Source organism: Luteimicrobium subarcticum (assembly GCF_002798015.1).
Lineage (GTDB): Bacteria > Actinomycetota > Actinomycetes > Actinomycetales > Cellulomonadaceae > Luteimicrobium > Luteimicrobium subarcticum.
Genome location: NZ_PGTZ01000012.1, coordinates 1 through 16,292, shown reverse-complemented (window position 1 = coordinate 16,292; position 16,292 = coordinate 1). Strand labels below are relative to the sequence as shown.

At 73.0% G+C, this 16,292-nt stretch carries 17 protein-coding genes; 12 read left to right on the top strand and 5 right to left on the bottom strand.

The genetic code is table 11. The features are described from left to right. The first annotated feature begins 98 nt into the window (after positions 1-98). The 4 genes from CLV34_RS14615 (at position 99) to CLV34_RS14600 (ending at position 2,874) form a co-directional block, all read left to right on the top strand. Positions 99-1,304 carry a phosphoglycerate kinase gene (locus CLV34_RS14615; RefSeq protein WP_100351059.1) on the top strand — a complete coding sequence of 402 codons (1,206 nt, stop codon included), beginning with the start codon at positions 99-101 and terminating at the stop codon, positions 1,302-1,304. A gap of 61 nt (positions 1,305-1,365) precedes the next feature. Then, positions 1,366-2,157: a triose-phosphate isomerase gene (gene tpiA, locus CLV34_RS14610; protein WP_100351058.1), complete on the top strand. Its 792-nt coding sequence runs from the start codon at positions 1,366-1,368 to the stop codon at positions 2,155-2,157. Between the two features lie 114 nt (positions 2,158-2,271). Beyond that, positions 2,272-2,514, top strand: coding sequence for a preprotein translocase subunit SecG (secG, locus tag CLV34_RS14605; protein WP_100351057.1), 243 nt, complete (start codon positions 2,272-2,274; stop codon positions 2,512-2,514). A gap of 12 nt (positions 2,515-2,526) precedes the next feature. Further along, on the top strand, positions 2,527-2,874 hold the full coding sequence (locus tag CLV34_RS14600; protein WP_100351056.1) for an RNA polymerase-binding protein RbpA: 348 nt from the start codon (positions 2,527-2,529) through the stop codon (positions 2,872-2,874). 91 nt (positions 2,875-2,965) lie between these two features. Here CLV34_RS14600 and pgl read toward each other — a convergent pair whose 3' ends face one another. The 5 genes from pgl to tkt all read right to left on the bottom strand — a co-directional run bounded on the left by pgl (position 2,966) and on the right by tkt (position 9,595). Then, positions 2,966-3,733, bottom strand: a complete 768-nt coding sequence (gene pgl, locus CLV34_RS14595) for a 6-phosphogluconolactonase (RefSeq protein WP_100351055.1) — start codon at positions 3,731-3,733, stop codon at positions 2,966-2,968. Continuing rightward, positions 3,730-4,653 (bottom strand): glucose-6-phosphate dehydrogenase assembly protein OpcA, encoded by a 924-nt coding sequence (locus CLV34_RS14590; protein WP_100351054.1) that lies wholly within the window; start codon positions 4,651-4,653, stop codon positions 3,730-3,732. Before CLV34_RS14590 ends, pgl begins: the two co-directional genes overlap by 4 nt. After that, the gene (gene zwf / locus CLV34_RS14585; protein WP_100351053.1) at positions 4,650-6,191 is read right to left on the bottom strand and encodes a glucose-6-phosphate dehydrogenase; all 1,542 of its coding nucleotides are present in this window, start codon (positions 6,189-6,191) and stop codon (positions 4,650-4,652) included. Before zwf ends, CLV34_RS14590 begins: the two co-directional genes overlap by 4 nt. 43 nt (positions 6,192-6,234) lie before the next feature. Then, positions 6,235-7,377: a transaldolase gene (tal, locus tag CLV34_RS14580; protein WP_100351052.1), complete on the bottom strand. Its 1,143-nt coding sequence runs from the start codon at positions 7,375-7,377 to the stop codon at positions 6,235-6,237. A gap of 109 nt (positions 7,378-7,486) precedes the next feature. Beyond that, positions 7,487-9,595, bottom strand: coding sequence for a transketolase (gene tkt / locus CLV34_RS14575; protein ID WP_100351051.1), 2,109 nt, complete (start codon positions 9,593-9,595; stop codon positions 7,487-7,489). 397 nt (positions 9,596-9,992) lie between these two features. Here tkt and CLV34_RS14570 point away from each other — a divergent pair, with 397 nt between their 5' ends. The 8 genes from CLV34_RS14570 (at position 9,993) to CLV34_RS14535 (ending at position 16,206) form a co-directional block, all read left to right on the top strand. After that, positions 9,993-10,991: a heme o synthase gene (locus CLV34_RS14570; RefSeq protein ID WP_100351142.1), complete on the top strand. Its 999-nt coding sequence runs from the start codon at positions 9,993-9,995 to the stop codon at positions 10,989-10,991. A gap of 7 nt (positions 10,992-10,998) precedes the next feature. Next, positions 10,999-11,934: a site-specific tyrosine recombinase XerD gene (locus CLV34_RS14565; protein ID WP_100351050.1), complete on the top strand. Its 936-nt coding sequence runs from the start codon at positions 10,999-11,001 to the stop codon at positions 11,932-11,934. Between the two features lie 277 nt (positions 11,935-12,211). Beyond that, positions 12,212-13,027 (top strand): ParA family protein, encoded by an 816-nt coding sequence (locus CLV34_RS14560; protein ID WP_245859280.1) that lies wholly within the window; start codon positions 12,212-12,214, stop codon positions 13,025-13,027. Continuing rightward, the gene (locus CLV34_RS14555; RefSeq protein ID WP_100351048.1) at positions 13,011-13,868 is read left to right on the top strand and encodes a segregation and condensation protein A; all 858 of its coding nucleotides are present in this window, start codon (positions 13,011-13,013) and stop codon (positions 13,866-13,868) included. The genes CLV34_RS14560 and CLV34_RS14555 overlap by 17 nt, the downstream gene beginning before the upstream one ends. Beyond that, positions 13,865-14,587 carry an SMC-Scp complex subunit ScpB gene (gene scpB, locus CLV34_RS14550; RefSeq protein WP_100351047.1) on the top strand — a complete coding sequence of 241 codons (723 nt, stop codon included), beginning with the start codon at positions 13,865-13,867 and terminating at the stop codon, positions 14,585-14,587. The genes CLV34_RS14555 and scpB overlap by 4 nt, the downstream gene beginning before the upstream one ends. Beyond that, positions 14,584-15,375 (top strand): pseudouridine synthase, encoded by a 792-nt coding sequence (locus CLV34_RS14545; protein ID WP_100351046.1) that lies wholly within the window; start codon positions 14,584-14,586, stop codon positions 15,373-15,375. The genes scpB and CLV34_RS14545 overlap by 4 nt, the downstream gene beginning before the upstream one ends. Next, positions 15,372-15,737, top strand: a complete 366-nt coding sequence (aroH, locus tag CLV34_RS14540) for a chorismate mutase (protein WP_100351045.1) — start codon at positions 15,372-15,374, stop codon at positions 15,735-15,737. Before CLV34_RS14545 ends, aroH begins: the two co-directional genes overlap by 4 nt. 43 nt (positions 15,738-15,780) lie before the next feature. After that, a complete protein-coding gene (locus tag CLV34_RS14535) occupies positions 15,781-16,206 on the top strand; it encodes a hypothetical protein (protein WP_157803872.1) in 426 nt (141 codons plus the stop codon). The last annotated feature ends 86 nt before the right edge of the window (positions 16,207-16,292 follow it).

The following is a 16,292-nucleotide window of genomic DNA, read 5'->3' as shown; positions in this document are numbered from 1 at the left end:
CACCACGGCTCTCCGCCGTGGTGCCCCGCGGGCGTCGTCATGCCCCCGCACGCGACCGGCCGGCGGCCGGCCCACGGCACCCCCTGAAGGAGTCCCTCGTGGCAGTCAAGACCATCGCGGACCTCGGCGACCTGCGCGGCAAGCGCGTCCTCGTCCGGTCCGACTTCAACGTCCCGCTCGACGGGCAGACCATCACGGACGACGGTCGGATCCGCGCCTCGCTGCCGACGCTGACGGCGCTGGTCGACGCCGGCGCGAAGGTGGTCGTGACGGCCCACCTCGGCCGCCCGAAGGGCGAGCCGGACGCGAAGTACTCGCTCGCCCCCGTCGCGCAGCGGCTCGGCGAGCTGCTCGGCCAGGACGTCGCCCTCGCGGACGACGTGGTGGGCGCCTCGGCGACCGCGACGGTCGCGGCCCTCGGCGAGGGCCGGGTCGCGCTGCTCGAGAACGTCCGCTTCGACGCGCGCGAGACCAGCAAGGTCGACGCGGAGCGCGAGGAGCTGGCCGGCGAGCTCGCCGCCCTCGCGGACGCGTTCGTGTCCGACGGCTTCGGCGTCGTGCACCGCAAGCAGGCGTCGGTCTACGACGTCGCGAAGCTGCTCCCGGCGGCCGCGGGCCTGCTCGTCCTCAAGGAGGTCGAGTCGCTCTCGAAGGCCACCGAGTCCCCGGAGCGCCCGTACGCGGTCGTCCTCGGCGGGTCGAAGGTCTCGGACAAGCTCGGCGTCATCGCGAACCTGCTCACGAAGGCCGACAAGATCCTCGTCGGTGGCGGCATGGTCTTCACCTTCCTCAAGGCGCAGGGCCACTCGGTCGGCTCGTCGCTGCTCGAGGAGGACCAGGTCGAGACGGTCAAGGGCTACCTCGCGACGGCAGCGGAGAACGGCGTCGAGATCGTCCTGCCGACGGACATCGTCGCCGCGGAGTCGTTCGCCGCGGACGCGCCGCACACCACGGTCGCCGCGGACGCCATCCCGGACGGCACCATGGGCCTCGACATCGGCCCCGAGTCGGCGCAGCAGTTCGCCGACACCCTGCTGGACTGCCGGACCATCGTCTGGAACGGCCCCATGGGCGTGTTCGAGTTCGACGCGTTCGCGGGCGGCACGCGCGCCGTCGCGCAGGGCATGATCGACGCGACCGCACAGGGCGCGTTCTCGATCGTCGGCGGTGGCGACTCGGCTGCGGCCGTGCGCCTGCTCGGTTTCGACGAGGACGGCTTCAGCCACATCTCGACCGGTGGCGGCGCGAGCCTCGAGTTCCTCGAGGGCAAGGAGCTGCCGGGCCTCGCGGTCCTCGGCGCCTGACCCCTCGCAACCAGACCCGAGGGGGCCGTCACGGCCCCCGAGCACGGAGAAGAGAACACCTGTGAGCACCCCCCGCACGCCGCTGATGGCGGGCAACTGGAAGATGAACCTGGACCACCTCCAGGCCACCCACCACGTGCAGAAGCTGGCGTGGACCCTCAAGGACGGCAAGCACGACTACTCGGCCGTCGAGGTCGTCGTCGTGCCGCCGTTCACGGACCTGCGCAGCGTCCAGACGCTCGTCGACGCGGACAAGCTGCAGGTCAAGTACGCCGCGCAGGACGTCTCGGCGCACACCGACGGCGCGTACACGGGTGAGATCTCGCCTGTCATGCTCGCCAAGCTCGGCGTCTCGTACGCCGTGATCGGCCACTCCGAGCGTCGTCAGTACCACGGCGAGACGGACGAGCTGGTCGCCGCGAAGGCGAAGTCGGCGTTCGGTCAGGGCATCGTCCCGATCATCTGCGTCGGCGAGGGCCTCGACGTCCGCAAGGCGGGCGACCAGGTGTCGTACACGCTCGCGCAGGTCGACGGCGCGTTCGACGGGCTGCCCGCCGAGCAGGCCGCCCAGGCCGTGGTGGCGTACGAGCCCGTGTGGGCCATCGGCACCGGCGAGGTCGCGACCCCCGAGGACGCCCAGGAGGTGTGCGGTGCGATCCGTGCCCGCCTCGCCGAGCTCTACGACGCGGAGCTGGCTGACGGCGTCCGCGTCCTGTACGGCGGGTCGGTGAAGTCCGGCAACGTGGCGTCGATCATGGCGCAGCCCGACGTGGACGGTGCCCTGGTGGGCGGTGCGAGCCTCGACCCCGAGGAGTTCGCGAAGATCGCCCGCTACCAGGGGCACGCGGTCTGACCGTTCGTGCTCGCGGCGGCGCCTCCGGGCGCCGCCGCGGACGGGTTCGTCGGATCGGCCCCTGCTCACCTACTCTTGTCCTGTTCGACACCCGGAACTCGAGGAAGCATTCACGTGGACGCCCTGCGCATCGCCCTTCAGGTCCTTCTGGTCCTCACGAGCTTCCTGCTCGTGCTGCTCGTGCTGCTCCACAAGGGGAAGGGTGGCGGTCTCTCCGACATGTTCGGTGGTGGCATCACGTCGAGCGCCGGCAGCTCCGGGGTCGCCGAGCGGAACCTGAACCGCATCACGATCATCATCGCCCTCACGTGGACGGCGTGCATCGTGCTGCTGGGGCTCATCGAGAAGATCAACTAGGGAGCGCGCGAGGTGGCTGGGGGTAGTGCGATCCGGGGTTCGCGCGTCGGCGCGGGCCCGATGGGGGAGACCGAGCGGGGCGAGGTCGCGCCGCGGCTCAAGGTGACGTTCTGGTGCGCGAACGGGCACGAGACGAGCCCGACGTTCGCGGTCGACGGCGAGGTCGAGATCCCGGTGACGTGGGACTGCCCGCGCTGCGGTCTTCCGGCGGGCACGGACCAGGCGAACCCGCCGTCGCCCGTGCGGCACGAGCCGTACAAGACCCACCTCGCGTACGTGAAGGAGCGTCGCACCGACGAGGACGGCGCGGCCCTGCTCGAGGAAGCCCTCGCCGCGCTGCGCGCGCGCCGCGGCGGCTGACACCGCACCGCCCGCGAACGCGGGCCTGCCCGACATGCCAGAACGCCCGCCCCGGAGATCCGGGGCGGGCGTTCTGGCATGACGGGCGGGATCAGGCGTCGTCGGTGCCGGCGGCCGCGGCGTCGACGAGCCACAGCGTGACGTCGGTCCCCACGGCCCCCGCGGCGGGGGTGGCGTGGACGTCGTCCTGGCGCAGCGCCCGCGCGACCGCCTCAGCCTTCTCCGCGCCCGCGGCGACGACCCACACCTCACGGGCGGCCCGGATCGCGTCGAACGTCAGGGAGACACGCTCGGCCGGCGGCTTCGGCGAGCCGTGCACGCCGACCGTGGCGACTCCCTCGGCGTCGAGCTCCCGGTGCCCCGGGAACAGCGACGCGACGTGGCCGTCCGGCCCCATGCCGAGCAGCAGGACGTCGAAGGGCGGCACGTCGAGCCCGCCGGAGGAGCCCGCGAACCGGGCCAGCTCGGCCGCGTACGCGGCTGCGGAGTCCTCGGGCGAGCTCACCGCGTCGGACGGCGCCATCGGGTGGACGTTCCCCGCGGGCAGGGCCCCCGCGGCCACGAGCGAGTCGACGAGCGCGTCGCGCGCCTGCGTCTCGTTGCGGTCGGGGTCGCCGTCGGGCAGGAAGCGCTCGTCGCCCCACCACAGGTGGACGCCCGACCAGTCGACGGCGTCGACGAGCGGGCTGGCCGCGACGGCCGCGAGCGTCTTGATGCCCACGGTGCCGCCCGTGAGGACGACGTGCGCGTCGCCCTGCACGGACTGCAGGTCGGTGAGGCGCACGAGCAGCCGGGCGGCCGCAGCCTGCGCGAGGACGTCCGCGTCGGGGTGGACGACGACGCGCCGCGGCGTGCTCATGCGGCGTCGATCCGCGCGAGGCCCTGGGTGAGCACCTCGCCGAACGTCTCGTCGGGGTCGAGCCGCCGCAGCTCCTCGGCGAGCGCCTCGTTGAGGAGCCGGATCGGCAGCGCGACGTGGCGGTCGGGCTGGTCGGGCTGCGAGATCGTCACGACGCGACCGTCCGGCCGGTCGAGGACGATCGGGCCGCTCGCACGGTGCAGCTCGACGCGGGTGATGGCGTCGGCGTCGCGGTGCCGGCGGATCGTCACCGCGCACTTCAGGCGCAGCCCGAGCCACGCGGCGAGCAGGTCGATCGACGTGTGCCCCGACTCGCCCTCGATGACCACCTCGGTGACGTCCTCGTACGGGGGCTGGTCGAGCGCGGCCGCGATGAGGGCCCGCCACAGCGTCACCCGCGCCCACGCGAGGTCGGTGTCGCCCGGCTCGTGCTGCTCGGCGAGGCGGCGGAGCATCTTCTCGCTGGCGGTCTCCTTGGTGGAGTCGGTGACGCGCCGGTGCGCGATCTTGCCCAGCAGGTCTTCGGCGGGCCGCTCGGGCGACTCCGACGGCCACCACACGACGATCGGGACGTCGGGCAGCAGGAGCGGCGTCACGAGCGTGTCGACGTGGTCGATGATCGGCCCGGTCGGACGCAGCAGGATGACCTCGCTGGCGCCCGCGTCGCCGCCGACCCGGATCTCGGCGTCGAGCGACGCCTTGTGGTTGCGCGCGCCGACGGGCGACACCACGATCACGCGGCAGGGGTGCTCGCGGGACGCGTCGTTCGCCGCCTGCACGGCCTCCTCGAGGCCGTCCTCGTTGACCCGGATGATGAGGGTCAGGACGCGACCGAGCGTCACGGCGCCGCCCTCGTCGCGCAGCTTGACGAGCCGCTTGCCGACGTCGTTCGCCGTCGTCTCGGGAAGGTGGATGATCACGGTCGCCTCCAGGTCCGGCCGTCGCGGGCCATCATCTCGTCGGCGGACGCGGGGCCCCAGCCGCCGGACCGGTACTGGTCCGGCTGGCCCTGCGTCGCCCAGTAGTTCTCGACGGGGTCGAGGATGTTCCAGGACAGCTCGACCTCGTCGTGGCTCGGGAACAGCGGCGGGTCGCCGAGGAGCACGTCGAGGATGAGACGCTCGTACGCCTCCGGGGACGACTCGGTGAACGCGTGGCCGTAGCCGAAGTCCATCGTGACGTCGCGGATCTCCATGGCGGTCCCGGGGACCTTCTCGCCGAAGCGGATGGTCACGCCCTCGTCGGGCTGGACGCGGATGACGAGCGCGTTGTGGCCGAGCTCGGACGTCTGCGACGACTCGAAGGGGAGGTGCGGCGCGCGCTTGAACACGACGGCGACCTCGGTGACGCGCCGACCGAGGCGCTTGCCGGTGCGCAGGTAGAACGGCACCTCGGCCCAGCGGCGGTTGTCGATGTCGACGCGGACCGCGGCGAACGTCTCCGTCGTCGACTTCTTGTCGATGCCCTGCTCGTCGAGGTAGCCGAGCACCTCCTCGCCGCCCTGCCAGCCGGACGCGTACTGGCCGCGCGCTGTGTGCTTGCCGAGGTCGTGGGGGAGCCGGACGGCCCGGAGCACCTTGAGCTTCTCGGCGCGCAGGTCGGCGGCGTCAAAGCTCAGGGGCTCCTCCATCGCGGTGAGCGCGAGGAGCTGGATCAGGTGGTTCTGGATGACGTCGCGGGCCGCGCCGATGCCGTCGTAGTAGCCGGCGCGCCCGCCGATGCCGATGTCCTCGGCCATGGTGATCTGCACGTGGTCGACGTAGTTCGCGTTCCAGATGGGCTCGTAGAGCTGGTTCGCGAAGCGGAGCGCCAGCATGTTCTGGACGGTCTCCTTGCCGAGGTAGTGGTCGATCCGGAACACGGCGTCCGGGTCGAACACCTGCGACACGACGTCGTTGAGCTCGCGGGCCGAAGCGAGGTCGTGCCCGAACGGCTTCTCGATGACGACGCGGCGCCACGCGTCCTCGCTCGAGTGCGACAGGCCGGACTTGGCGAGCTGCTCGCACACCTGCGGGAACGCGCCCGGCGGGATCGACAGGTAGAAGGCGTGGTTGCCGTTGGTGCCGCGGTCGCGGTCGAGATCTTCGACGGTCGTGCGCAGGCGCTCGAACGCCTCGGGGTCGCCGAACTCGCCCTGCACGAACCGGATGCCCTCGGCGAGCTGACGCCAGGTCTCCTCCCGGAAGGGCGTGCGCGCGTGCTGCTTCACCGCGTCGTACACGACCTTGGCGAAGTCCCGGTCGTCCCAGTCGCGGCGGGCGAACCCGGTCAGCGCGAAGCCGGGGGGCAGCAGCCCGCGGTTGGCGAGGTCGTACACCGCCGGCATGAGCTTCTTGCGGGCGAGGTCTCCGGTCACCCCGAAGATGACCAGCCCGCAGGGGCCGGCGATCCGGGGCAGACGGAGGTCGCGCGGGTCCCGCAGAGGGTTGTTCCCCGCGCTGATCTTGGCTGGGCTCACTGGTGCTTCCTGTCTCGTCGGGTGATCCGTGCGGGGCGGGGCGTCAGGCCCCGGCACCGTCGCCGGCCTGCGCCAGCCCGGCCGTGATGGTCTCGAGCAGCTCGTCCCAGCTCGTGACGAACGAGGCGACGCCGTCGTCCTCGAGCTGCTGGGTGACCTGGGCCATGGACACGCCGGACGACTCGATGGCCGCGAGGTGCGCGCGCGACGCGTCGTACGTCCCGGTGATCGTGTCGCCGGTGACGTCGCCGTGGTCGGCGACCGCGTCGAGGGTCTTCTCGGGCATCGTGTTGACGACGTGCGGCGCGACGAGCTCGGTGACGTAGAGGGTGTCCGAGTACTCCGGGTTCTTGGTGCCGGTCGAGGCCCACAGCGGCCGCTGCACGTGCGCGCCCGCGGCGGCCAGGTCCTGCCACCGGTCGGTGCCGAAGCGCTCGCCGAACAGCTCGTAGGCGAGGCGCGCGTTGGAGAGCGCCGCGGTGCCGCGCTCGGCGAGCGCCGCCTCGCTCCCGTCCGCCTCGAGCGCCTTGTCGACCGCGGTGTCCACGCGCGACAGGAAGAACGACGCGACCGAGCCGATGCGCGTCAGGTCGAGCCCCGCCGCACGGGCACCCTCGATGCCGTCGACGAACGCGTCGATCACGGCTCCGTAGCGCTCGAGCGAGAAGATCAGCGTCACGTTGACGGAGATGCCCTCGGCGAGGACGCGCGTGATCGCGGGCAGCCCCTCGACGGTGGCCGGGATCTTGATCATGACGTTGGGACGGTCGACGACCTTCCAGAGCTGCTGGGCGAGCGCGACGGTGCCGTCGGTGTCGCGCGCCAGGCGCGGGTCGACCTCGATCGAGACGCGGCCGTCGACGCCGTCCGTGGCGTCGTAGACGGGGCGCAGCACGTCGGCCGCGGCGCGGACGTCGTCGGTCGTGATCGTCCACACGGCCTCGTCCGCCGGGACGCCCGCGCCCGCGAGGGCGCCGAGCTGCTCGTCGTACGCGTCTCCCTCGGACAGGGCCTTGGCGAAGATGGTGGGGTTCGTCGTCACGCCCACGACGTCGCGGCGCGCGACGAGGTCCGCGAGGCTGCCGGAGCGCAGCCGCTCGCGCGACAGGTCGTCGAGCCAGATGGAGACGCCGGCCTCGGAGAGCGCGCGGGTGGGGGTGGTGCTGTCGGTGTTGCTGTCGGTCACGGTGATCGTTTCCTCTCGACGTCGCACGGGTCCTGCGTGGCCCGCCGGGCGGGCCGGGTCGGTGGCGGGTGCCCGGCGCACGTGCGCCGGTCACCCGCCACCGGGTGGCTCAGCCGCGGACGGCGGCCAGGGACTGCCGGGCCGCCTCGGCCACGGCGTCCGCCGTGATGCCGAACTCGCGGTACAGCGTCTTGTAGTCGGCCGACGCCCCGAAGTGCTCGAGGCTGATGATGCGGCCGGCGTCGCCGACGAGCTCGCGCCAGCCCTGCGCGACCGCGGCCTCGACGGACACGCGGGCCTTCACGGCGGCGGGCAGCACGGACTCGCGGTAGTCCGCGTCCTGCTGGTCGAACCACTCGCGCGACGGCACGGACACGACGCGTGCGCCGACGCCCTCGCCGGCGAGCTGCTCGCGCGCCTCGACGGCGAGCTGCACCTCGGAGCCGGTCGCGAGGAGGATGACGTCCGGCGTGCCCTCGGGGGCGTCCACGAGGACGTACGCGCCCTGCGCGGTGCCGGACGCGTCGGCGAAGCCCTCCTCGCCGCGCGGGAACACCGGGATGTTCTGGCGCGTCAGGACGATGCCCGCGGGGCGGTCCGTGTGCTCGAGGAGCGTGCGCCACGCCCACGCGACCTCGTTGGCGTCCGCGGGGCGGATCACGTCGAGGCCCGGGATGGCGCGCAGCGCCGCGAGGTGCTCGACGGGCTGGTGCGTCGGGCCGTCCTCACCGAGACCGATCGAGTCGTGCGTCCACACGAACGTCGTCGGGATCTGCATGAGGGCGGCGAGCCGCACGGCCGGGCGCATGTAGTCGGAGAACACGAGGAACGTGCCGCCGTACGCACGGGTGCCGCCGTGCAGCACGATCCCGTTGAGGATCGCGCCCATGGCGTGCTCGCGGATGCCGAAGTGGAGCGTGCGGCCGTACGCGTTGCCCGTCCACGCCTTGGTGGAGTGCTCGCCCGGGATGAAGGACGGCTCGCCCTCCATCGTGGTGTTGTTCGACTCGGCGAGGTCGGCCGAGCCGCCCCACAGCTCGGGCAGCACGGGGGCGAGGGCCGCGAGGACCTTGCCCGACGCGGCGCGGGTCGAGACGTCCTTGCCGGCCGGGAACTCGGGCAGCGCGTCCGTCCAGCCCGCGGGGAGCGTGCGGGTGCGCAGGCGCTCGAGGAGGGCCGCACCCTCCGGGTTCGCCTCGGTCCACGCGTCGAACGCCGTCTGCCAGGTCCCGCGCAGCGCGGTGCCGCGGTCCTGGACCTCGCGGGCGTGCGCCAGCACGTCGCCCGCGACCGCGAACGACGCCTCCGGGTCGAGGCCGAGCTCGGTCTTGAGGCCCTTGACCTCGTCGGCGCCCATCGCGGAGCCGTGGATCTTGCCCGTGTTCTGCTTCGTGGGCGACGGCCAGCCGATCACGGTGCGCAGCGCGATGATCGACGGCTTGCCCGTCTCCGCCTTCGCGGCCGCGACAGCCTCGGCGAGCGACTGCACGTCCTCGGTGTACCCGGTGCCGCCGTTCGTCCAGTCCACGCGCTGCGTGTGCCAGCCGTACGCCTCGTAGCGGCCCAGCACGTCCTCGGAGAACGAGATGTTCGTGTCGTCCTCGATGGAGATGTGGTTCTGGTCGTAGATGACGACGAGGTTGCCGAGCTGCTGGTGGCCCGCGAGGGACGACGCCTCGGACGTCACGCCCTCCTGGAGGTCGCCGTCGCCCGCGATGACGTACACGGTGTGGTCGAACGGGCTCTCGCCCGCGGCCGCGTTCGGGTCGAGCAGGCCCCGTTCGCGGCGCGCCGCGAAGGCCATGCCGACGGCGGACGCGAGGCCCTGGCCGAGCGGACCCGTGGTGATCTCGACGCCGTCCGTGTGGCCCACCTCGGGGTGGCCCGGGGTCTTGGAGCCCCACGTGCGCAGCGACTCGATGTCCTCGAGCTCGAGGCCGTAGCCCGACAGGAAGAGCTGGAGGTACAGCGTCAGGGAGGAGTGGCCCGCGGACAGCACGAACCGGTCGCGGCCCACCCACTGGGGGTCCGACGGGTCGTGGCGCAGGAACTTCTGGAAGAGCAGGTAGGCCGCGGGGGCGAGGGAGATCGCCGTCCCGGGGTGCCCGTTGCCGGTCTTCTCGACCGCGTCGGCCGCGAGGGCCTTGATGGTCTTGACGGCCTGGTCGTCGAGCTCCGACCACTCGAGCGGCAGACCTGCTGGTGTGAACGCGTTCACCGAACCTCATTTCCCGCGCGAGGAGCGCAGCCCTCGCGGCACCGATACGTGGCGTCGTGACGCACCGCGGGTGTGCGGTTCGTCACGACGTGTGTGACACCCCGGCCCGCGGGGCGCGTCAGGAGACGGCGCGGGGAGCGGGCACGGGACGTGCTGGCGGGCGTGTCTGAGGGCGGACCGCGCAGCGATGTCCAGCCTACCCACAGCGCGGGACCGCTGCCGGGCCGTGTCCGTTCAGCGGATCACAGTTCGGGGTCCGACGCACGGACGGGCGGGGCGCCGCCGCGCCCGCCGTCGCCCCGGACGACGTACCATGAGCGGGTGCGGCGCGCCCCGGTGGCGCGCCCCCAGCACATCCCCTCGCAGCCGAACGGAACACGGATCCCGCGTGACCACCATGAGCCAGGCACCCGGCCACGACACGGCCTCCGTCGTCGACGGCACCTCGCGACCTGCGCGCTCCGGTGACGGCGGCGGCGCCGAGGTCACGGGGGCGGGGTGGCGACACCGGCTCGGCGCGTACGTCGCGCTCACCAAGCCGCGCGTCATCGAGCTGCTGCTCGTCACGACCATCCCGACGATGATCCTCGCGCAGGGCGGCTTCCCGTCCTGGTGGCTCGTCGTCGCGACGCTCGTCGGCGGCGCCCTGGCCGCCGGGTCGGCGAACGTCCTCAACTGTTACCTGGACCGCGACATCGACCAGGTGATGAACCGCACCCGTCGCCGCGCCACCGCGACCGGCGAGATCAGCCCGCGCGCCGCCCTGCTGTTCGGCCTCGGCCTGGGCGTCGTCTCGATGGCGTGGTTCGTCGCGTTCGTCAACGTGGCCTCCGCGCTGCTCGCCGTCGGCGCGATCCTGCTGTACGTCGTGGGCTACACGATGATCCTCAAGCGCCGCACCCCGCAGAACATCGTGTGGGGCGGCATCGCGGGCTGCATGCCCGTCCTCATCGGCTGGTCGGCCGTCACCGGTGGCGTGTCCTGGGCGCCCGTCGCACTGTTCGGCGTGGTGTTCTTCTGGACCCCGCCGCACTACTGGCCCCTGTCGATGAAGTTCCGCCGCGACTACGCGAACGCGGGCGTCCCGATGCTCCCCGTCGTCGCGAAGGACGACCGCGTCGCCCGCGAGATGGTCTGGTACACGGTCGCGATGATCGTGTGCTCGCTGCTCCTCGTGCCGCTCGCGCACATGACCTGGGTGTACGCCGTCGTGGCGCTCGCCCTGGGTGTGTGGTTCCTCGCCCTGTGCGTCCAGATGCTGCGCCGCGCCGAGCACAACAACGAGGCCGGCGCGCAGAAGGCCAAGCTGTACGAGATGAAGGTCTTCCACGCGTCGATCACCTACCTGACGCTGCTGTCCGTCGCGGTGTGCGTCGACGTGTTCCTGCCCTGGTGACCTCCGGGTGAGCCCGGCGCGGACGCCCGAGCAGGCGCTGGACCAGTACCTCGCGCACCTCACCGTGGAACGCGGGCTGTCGCGCAACACCACCTCCGCCTACCGGCGCGACCTCGCCCGCTACCTGCGCTTCCTCGACGCCCGCGGCGTCACCGGCGTCACCGGTGTCGACCCGGCCTGCGTCGAGGCGTTCCTCGTGGCCGTGCGCACCGGAGACGACGGCGCCGTCCTGTCCGCCGCGTCCGCCGCCCGCTGCCTCGCCGCTGTGCGCGGCTGGCACGCCTTCCTCGCCGCCGAGGGCGACACGCCCACCGACCCGGCCCGCGACGTCCGTCCGCCCGCGCGGCCCCGGCGCCTGCCCCACGCGCTCGCCGTCGACGACGTCGCCCGCCTGCTCGACGCCGCCGGCAGCGGCGACGGTCCGGGCCCGCTGCGCGACCGCGCCCTGCTCGAGCTCGTGTACTCGTCCGGCGCCCGGATCTCCGAGGCCGTCGGCCTCGACGTCGACGACGTCGACCTCACCGGCGCCGCCCCCGCCGTCCGCCTCTTCGGCAAGGGACGCAAGGAGCGCGTCGTCCCCGTGGGCTCCTACGCCGTCGCTGCCGTGGACGCCTACCTGGTGCGCGCCCGGCCCGCACTCGCCGCGACGGGGCGCGGCGGCCCCGCCGTCTTCCTCAACACGCGCGGCGACCGGCTGTCCCGGCAGAGCGCCTGGGCCGTGCTGCGCCGCGCCGCCGACACCGCCGGCCTCGGCGAGCACGTCTCCCCGCACACCCTGCGGCACTCCTTCGCGACCCACCTGCTCGCCGGGGGAGCGGACGTCCGCGTGGTCCAGGAGCTCCTCGGGCACGCGTCCGTCACGACCACCCAGCTCTACACGCAGGTCACCCCGGACGCGCTGCGCGAGGTCTACCTCACGTCGCACCCGCGCGCCCGCGGCTGACCCGACCCGTGCCCGGTGCGCGTGCGGGCCGGACGCGTCGGCCGTCCGGGACGCGCCGCTCGACCTTCGCGGCCCCGGCGGAGCCCTGAGGTACGTTGGCCACGTGAGCACCGAGGCAACGCAGAGCACCCAGGAGCCGGTCCGCCCGGCGCCGGCCGGCGCCCACGGGTACGCGGCCGACACGGACCAGCCCGCCACCGACGACACAGTCGCCGCCACCGACGGCTCAGGCAGCACCGACGGCGCAGAGGTCCGCCACGACCCCGTCGGGCGCGTCCTGCCCGAGTTCCCCGAACCGGCGCTGCTCGCCGAGCACGGGCCCGCTCGCATCATCGCGATGTGCAACCAGAAGGGTGGCGTCGGCAAGACCACCACCACGATCAGCCTCGCGGCGGCGCTCGCGGAGTACGGACGTCGGGTGCTGGTGGTCGACTTCGACCCGCAGGGCGCGGCGAGCGTCGGTCTGGGCATCAACCCGAACGAGCTCGACCTCACGGTCTACAACGCGATGATGGAGCGCGACGTCGACCTGCACGACGTGCTGCGGCGCACCGAGGTCGAGGGACTCGACCTCGTGCCCGCCAACATCGACCTGTCGGCGGCGGAGGTCCAGCTCGTCGGCGAGGTCGCCCGCGAGTCGGTGCTGTCGCGGGCCCTGCGGTCCGTCGTGGACGAGTACGACGTGATCCTCGTCGACTGCCAGCCCTCGCTCGGGCTGCTCACCGTGAACGCCCTCACGGCGGCGCACGGCGTGATGATCCCGCTCGAGTGCGAGTTCTTCGCGCTGCGCGGCGTCGCCCTGCTCGTCGAGACGATCGAGAAGGTGCGCGACCGGCTCAACCCGCGCCTCGAGGTCGACGGCATCCTCGCCACGATGTACGACTCGCGGACCCTGCACGCCCGCGAGGTCGTCCAGCGGGTCTACGAGGCGTTCGGCGACACCCTGTTCCACACCGTCATCGGCCGGACCGTGAAGTTCCCCGACGCGTCCGTCGCGGCCGAGCCCATTACCGTGTACGCGCCCACCCACCCGGGCGCGACCGCCTACCGGCAGCTCGCCCGGGAGCTCGTCGCGCGTGGCGACGCCGCCTGAGAACCGGTCCGAGGCCGCGTTCGAGGTCCACCTCGACAACTTCAGCGGCCCGTTCGACCTGCTCCTGTCCCTGATCTCGCAGCGCAAGCTCGACGTCACCGAGGTCGCGCTCGCGCAGGTGACCGACGAGTTCATCGCCTACATCCGCGCGGCCGAGCGGGCCGACGCTCCCGGCTGGGACCTGTCGACCGCGAGCGAGTTCCTGCTCGTCGCGTCGACCCTGCTGGACCTCAAGGCGGCCCGCCTGCTGCCGTCCACGGGCGTCGAGGACGCGGAGGACCTCGAGCTCCTCGAGGCCCGCGACCTCCTGTTCGCCCGGCTGCTGCAGTACCGCGCGTACAAGCAGGTCGCGGACGTGGTGCGCGAGCGGCTCGCGACGGAGGGCCGCCGGTTCCCCCGGACGGTCGCGCTCGAGCCGCGGTTCGCGGCCCTGCTGCCCGATCTCGTGTGGCAGCTCGGCCCGGACCAGCTCGCCGCCCTCGCCGCGCGGACGCTCGCGCCCAAGCCCCCGCCGCCCGGGGTGGACCTCGCCCACCTGCACGCGCCGGCCGTGAGCGTGCGCGAGCAGGCCGTCCTCGTGGCGGAGCGGCTGCGGCGGGACGGCGCGCTGACCTTCCGTGCGCTCGTCGCGGACGCCGACTCGACGCTGGTCGTCGTCGCGCGCTTCCTCGCGCTCCTCGAGCTGTTCCGCGAGGGGGCCGTCGGGTTCGACCAGGTGGCGGCGCTCGGCGAGCTCACGGTCCGGTGGGCCGGGGCGGACGAGGACGTGAGCGTGACGACCGACTACGACGACGGGGACGCCCCGTCGGCGCGCGAGCAGACCACGGAGGTCCCCGTATGAGCCAGCAGGCCGCCACCGAGTCTGTCGCCGACGCCGACGCCGACGCCGTCGCCCAGCCCCTCGCTGATGCCGTGCCCCGTCCGGACGCCGAGCCCGCGCTCGACGTGGAGACCCTGCCCGGCGGGGCGCGCGCCGCGCTGGAGGCCGTCCTCATGGTGGTCGACGAGCCGCAGCCTGTCGCCCAGCTCGCGAGCGTGCTCGGGCTGCCGGCGGCGCGGGTCGAGGAGCTGCTGCGCGAGCTCGCCGACGAGTACCGCGGGGCGTCCGGCGGGCGCCCGCGCGGCTTCGAGCTGCGCGAGGCCGGTGGCGGGTGGCGGGTGTGGTCCGCGCCCGCGTTCGCGGACGTCGTCGGTCGGTTCGTCCTCGAGGGGCAGACGGCCCGGCTCACCCAGGCGGCCCTCGAGACCCTGTCCGTCGTCGCGTACCGCCAGCCCGTGACCCGGGGGCAGGTCTCCGCCGTGCGCGGCGTCAACGTCGACGGCGTCATGCGGACCCTCGCGGCCCGCGGGCTGGTCGCGGAGGTCGGCACCGAGCCATCCGGTGCGGTGCTGTACGGGACTACGGGATACTTCTTGGAGCGGATGGGCTTCACGTCGCTCGACGAGCTGCCGCCGCTCGCCCCCCACCTGCCCGACCTCGACACCTTCGGGCCGGACGTCCTCGGGGGTCCCGTCCTCGACGACGCCCTCGTCGACACCACCGACCAGGAGAACCCGTGAGCCCCCGCAACGACCGCACCCCGCCGCGCCAGGGCGGCACTCCGCCGCGTGACGTCCACGACCCTGACGGCGTCCGCCTGCAGAAGGTGCTCGCGACCGCGGGGTACGGCTCGCGCCGCGCGTGCGAGGAGATCATCGCCGCCGGTCGCGTCGAGGTCGACGGCGTGCGCGTCACCGCGCTCGGCGTCCGCGTCGACCCGAAGAAGGCCGTCGTGCACGTCGACGGGCTGCGCGTCCAGCTCGACACGTCGCTCGTCACCGTGGCGCTCAACAAGCCGCTCGGTGTCGTCTCGACGATGGACGACGAGGAGGGCCGCCCGGACCTGCGGCAGTTCGTCGCCGACCGCAACGAGCGGCTGTACCACGTGGGCCGCCTGGACCTCGACACCGAGGGCCTGCTCCTGCTCACGAACGACGGCGAGCTCGCGAACCGCCTCATGCACCCCCGCTACGAGGTCGCGAAGACGTACCTCGCGACCCTGCAGGGCCGCGTCCCGAACGGTCTCGGCGCCACCCTCAAGGCGGGCGTGATGCTCGAGGACGGGCTCGCGACACCCGACGCGTACAAGGTCGTGGACCGCACCCCCGACCAGTCGCTCGTCGAGGTGACCCTCCACGAGGGCCGCAACCGCATCGTGCGACGCCTGTTCGAGGAGCTCGGGTTCCCGGTCACGCGCCTGCTGCGCACGAGCTTCGGGCCCGTCCGGCTCGGCACCCTGCGCCCGGGGTCCACCCGCGTCCTCGGCCGCGAGGAGCTGGGGTCGCTCATGGCGGGGGTCGGCCTGTGAGCCCGGTGCGCGCGGTCCGGGGCGCGACCCAGCTCGACGTCGACGAGCGCGAGCACCTGTTCGACCGCACGCGCGAGCTCGTCACCGCGGTCCTCGAGCAGAACGCGATCAGCACCGATGCGCTCATCTCCATCGTGTTCACCTGCACGCCCGACCTGCGGTCCGACTTCCCCGCTGCGGCCGCGCGCGAGCTCGGGCTCGGGGACGTGCCGCTGCTGTGCGCCGTCGAGATCGACGTCCCCGGCGCGCTGCCGCGCGTGGTGCGGATCATGGCGCACGCGGAGCTCGACGTGCCCCGTGCGGACGTCAAGCACGTGTACCTGCACGGCGCGACCGCGCTGCGCCGCGACCTCGCCCAGTAGGAGGGCGAAGTCGCGCGGCTGGACCTGTTCGTCGGGTGGTGGCGTGGTTAACCCCAGCGAACTCTCCGACGAATCGTCGTGTCGTGCCGGTGGCGTTCTGGCGGTCTTCACGCAGAATCGACGGCAGTCTCAACCCACCAACGCGACGACGTTCGACCCGGCGGGCCGCGCGACCCTCGTGCACACCGCCGTGGCCGGCCTGTCCGGCTCGACACCCGTGGACGACACGTTCACCCACTACAGCTCGGCCACAGGGGCTGTGGACTACTCGGGCACGCAGAACCCGTCCACCCGCGGCGAGACCGGGCGAGTCTCGACCGGATACGACGCCTGGGGCCGCACCATCGCCTACACCGACGGCAACGGGGTCGTGACCTCGACCACGTACGTCGGCCCGGGGGCGAACGGTGCCGGGTCGGTCTCGACCGTGAAGGACAACCAGTCCTCCACCGCGTACACCGGGGCCTGACCCCGGTTCTTGGACACGCTGATTCCAGCGTTTGCTGGGGAAGCGAGATGATCCGAGAACTATGGTCAGGAAGAACTACTCCGAGG